Source organism: Chitinophaga sp., assembly GCF_036569185.1.
Lineage (GTDB): Bacteria > Bacteroidota > Bacteroidia > Chitinophagales > Chitinophagaceae > Chitinophaga.
In genome coordinates this window covers 1-3,776 of record NZ_DATCRD010000202.1, presented here as the reverse complement: position 1 = coordinate 3,776, position 3,776 = coordinate 1, and the positions used below count along the sequence as shown (strand labels likewise).

The following is a 3,776-nucleotide window of genomic DNA, read 5'->3' as shown; positions in this document are numbered from 1 at the left end:
AGGCAAAATGACGTGATGACGGGGACGGGGCGGCTTCGGTGGCCGGGGTGGTCTTCTTGGCGGCACGCAGCCCGCAACTGCAAACAACAGGAAGGCAGCCAGTACAGGCAATGATTTCTTGCTCATATGAAACCGTTTATGTCAGGTAAGGCAAATCGGGTACCACTTTTGATTGCTCGCCTTCGGCGAGGTAAATTGTCTTGGAGCAGGATTACGCTGATTATACTGATTACCTTGATTTTACTTTTTCGGATTTTATAATGATTTTAAAAGATTCGGGGAGATATAAGCGAATATTTATCCGCTCATATCTCCCCGAATCCTTTAAAATCAAAATGATCAAATCAGCGAAATCAGTATAATCAGTTTAATCCTGAGTCAGACAACATCCGCTTAAAGCATCAGCTGGCGGATGTATTTCACCGGTGCGCTGCCATAGCTAAGGAATTTTTCGTTAAATGCTTTCAGGCTGTAATCCTTGCCCTGCTTTTGTTTGTAGGCTTCGCGCAAATCGATGATCTCTTTGTAACCGGTGAAGTAGCTGGTGAGCTGCACGCTGGTTACGCTTACCCTTTTCCATTTGCCTTCTGCTTCTGCGGCCTGTTGGAAGGCTTCTTTGGTAAGCAAATGAATGGCATCTTCCTTACTCATATCTTTCACATGCACGCTGTAATCCAGGATGGTGTTACATACAGTACGCAGGTTCCATTTGTACCACATCAGCCACATTTCAGGCGCGTTGTTGCCATAACCGTTTTCCAGCATCATCTGCTCGGTGTACACGGCCCATCCTTCGATCATAGCTCCATTGCTCATGAGCGACTTAATCAGGCTGGGTGATTGATTGGCATATACCAGCTGTGTATAATGGCCGGGGATGGCCTCATGGATATCCAGGATCTGGAGGATATAATGATTGTATTCACGCAGGTAACTTTCTGCTCTGTCTTTTGGCCAGCCTTCCAGGCTGCCTACGTTGTAGTAAGTGTTACCACCTTTGTCGTAAGGGCCGGGCGCACTGATAGACGCGCCTGCCACACCTGCCATATAAGCCGGTTCCTTGCGCACCACCAGCGGTTTGGACGGATCAATGTACAACAGGTCTTTTTCTTTGATAAATGCAATAAGCGCAGGCAATTGTTTTTCTATGGCCGACTGGAATTCTTCCGGTTTCACATGCTGCACGGAAAGTGTATCTATCATGCGGCCTACCAGTTCCAGGGAATCAGCAGGCATAGGAGTATTACCAAAATATTTGGGCCACAACTGCCGGCTGATCTTTGTCATTTCGCCATGCACAAACGCTTTGCGCGCAATTGCTGAATCGTAGATCTGCCCGGCGGTAAAGGAAGATTGTATATCGTATTTGAATTTCTGATCGTACAGCGCTTTACCTAAACGGAAGCTGCGCGGATGTTCCGGTTTCAGTGTTTTCAGCCAGGCGGCATAGTCGCGGATTGCTTTGGTAGCCGTTTTCGCGCTGGCCAGCATGGCGGCCTGCTCTGCTGCCGGAATACTGGTTTTCTTCAGGGAATCAGCAAAGTCTTTTTCAAATACCGACAGGCCGCCGTTGTTCTGGTCTATAGCCAGGGAAGTAAGCTCCGGTACCGGATCCTTGATCTGTTTTTTAGCGGCTTCATAATAAGCCGGGATATTTCGCAACCTGCTGCCAAAGCTGCGCAGCCTTGTTTCCAGGGGAGCGTAGTTTTCATTCAGGATAAAGGCAAACGTGTTACTTACGTTAAAGGAAGATGGATCCCATTCGCTGCTCCTCTGTTCCTTAATACTCCATTGTACGGATTCGAGGTAATTCTGTATCAGCTGGTAGTCAATTTTATTGGCATCGCTCAATGAGGCCAGGTTGTACGACTTCAGTGAATCCAGCTGTTGCCGGGCAAATGTGAGACGCGCTGCAGTTGCTGCGCTGTCGGGTATTACCAGCACGGAATCGTATTTATGATAACCCACACCGGTAGCCCAGTCGGGGTTCTCTTTCCAGAGGGCGTCAATAAAATGTTCCTGGTATTTACTGAAGGCGTTGTTCAGCGTACTGTCGGTACTACTGGTTGCAGTATTGCTGCTGCCGCTGTTGCAGGCTGCAAATGCAGCGGCGGCAGTAGCGCAAAGAAGGAGTCTTTTCATCGCAGAAGGATTATTGTTGTTTTTTCAAAAGCCTGTGTAATATACTATTTAATTATTTTCTTTATTTTTGCGACTCATTGATTAAAACTGCAAACACTTGCGCCATGTAATCTCACAGGCATATTAACTTATTCCTTTCGCCGTTCCTTCCCGGAACAGGCCTGTGAAACTATTGTTTAATTTAAACCCTGAAAACATGGCAATTTCTCAGAAATATGGCCGTACCTGGCATTATCCGTTTTCACCCGGTACTACAAGCGATGACCGTATACAGCATGAATACTGGCATTCGCTGCAGCAGATCCCGGTGCTGATCCATACGGAGAAACTGGACGGTGAAAATAATTGCTTATCCCGCTACGGGGTATTTGCGCGCTCACATGCAGCGCCCACTACATCTCCGTGGACGGAAAGCATACGCCGCTACTGGCAAAGTATAAAGAATGACCTGGGGGATCTTGAGATCTTTCTTGAGAATCTCTACGCCGTGCATTCTATTGAATATTATAACCTGGATCATCACTTTTATGTGTTTGGCATCCGGGAGGGCGATCGGTGGCTCAGCTGGGAGGAAACGCAGTTTTACGCTGCCATGCTTGACCTGCCGGTGGTGCCGGAAATCAAGCGTATAACGCCACCGGCTGTACGACATGAATTTGAGCAGGATATGCTTTCGCTGGTGAATGGGCCCGGCGCCTTTGATCCGCATGATGTGCATACCGGCCTGCCGGCTACCATGGAGGGCATCGTATCCCGCAATGCGAGCGGGTACGCTGTGAGCGATTTTGCAGATAATGTGTTTAAGTATGTCCGCAAAGGGCATGTAAAAACAGACCAGCACTGGACCCGTCATTGGCGCCGTGCCAGGTTAAATAACGAAGGAGGTAATTATGTGGCAGCTCAGTGAAAATAAAAACTGGCAATACCTGGAACATACATTTGAATGGGTGCGCGTAATGCGGGAAGTACCGCAGGATGCGAGGCACCATGCAGAAGGTAACGTAGCCGTACATACGCAGATGGTACTGGAAGCGCTGCAGCAATTACCAGGCTATCAAGCATTGACGCCTGCGGACCAGGAGCTGATGTGGGCGGCGGCGTTGCTGCACGATGTGGAGAAATACAGCACTACGGTTATTGAGGCCAGCGGTGCGATCACTTCTGCGGGCCATGCCCGTAAAGGTGAAGCGCGGGCCAGGCAGATCCTCTACCGGGAGGCACCGGCGCCTTTCGTTGTGCGTGAACAGATCGCTAAACTGGTGAGGTATCATGGTCTGCCATTGTGGATCTTTGAAAAGCCCGATCCACAGAAGGCATTGATCACAGCCAGCCTGGAAGTGAATACGCAGCTGCTGGCATTGCTGGCGCGCGCCGATGCGCTGGGCCGTATCTGCACCGACCAGGCAGACCTGCTGTACCGGCTGGAATGCTTCGAGGAACTATGCCGGGAAAACAACTGCTGGGGGCAGCCACGCCCGTTTGCCACCCCGCAGGCCCGCATGGAGTACCTGCTTAAAACAGGAGGTTCGCCGGACTACGTGCCTTTTAAAACGGCGCAAACGCCGGTGATCCTGATGAGCGGGTTGCCGGGGGCAGGGAAGGATACCTATATCCGGCGGCACTATCAGCAACTG

3 protein-coding genes are annotated in these 3,776 nt (G+C 50.0%); 2 read left to right on the top strand and 1 reads right to left on the bottom strand.

All coding sequences use genetic code 11. The features are described 5' to 3' along the window. Nucleotides 1-393: 393 nt before the first annotated feature. The gene (locus tag VIM72_RS15425; protein ID WP_332003721.1) at nucleotides 394-2,142 is read right to left on the bottom strand and encodes a DUF885 domain-containing protein; all 1,749 of its coding nucleotides are present in this window, start codon (nucleotides 2,140-2,142) and stop codon (nucleotides 394-396) included. A gap of 196 nt (nucleotides 2,143-2,338) precedes the next feature. On the opposite strand from VIM72_RS15425, the gene VIM72_RS15420 reads away from it, so the two are divergent. Continuing rightward, complete coding sequence (locus VIM72_RS15420; protein WP_332003720.1) at nucleotides 2,339-3,049, top strand: RNA ligase family protein; 711 nt, start codon at nucleotides 2,339-2,341, stop codon at nucleotides 3,047-3,049. After that, a partial coding sequence (locus tag VIM72_RS15415) for an HD domain-containing protein (RefSeq protein ID WP_332003719.1) occupies nucleotides 3,033-3,776 on the top strand: 744 nt, incomplete at its 3' end. The genes VIM72_RS15420 and VIM72_RS15415, both read left to right, overlap by 17 nt.

Bases quoted from the DNA above. Each gene is read 5' to 3' on its own strand.
- VIM72_RS15420 (WP_332003720.1), top strand. From the start codon at position 2,339: ATGGCAATTTCTCAGAAATATGGCCGTACCTGGCATTATCCGTTTTCA.
- VIM72_RS15425 (WP_332003721.1), bottom strand. From the start codon at position 2,142: ATGAAAAGACTCCTTCTTTGCGCTACTGCCGCCGCTGCATTTGCAGCC.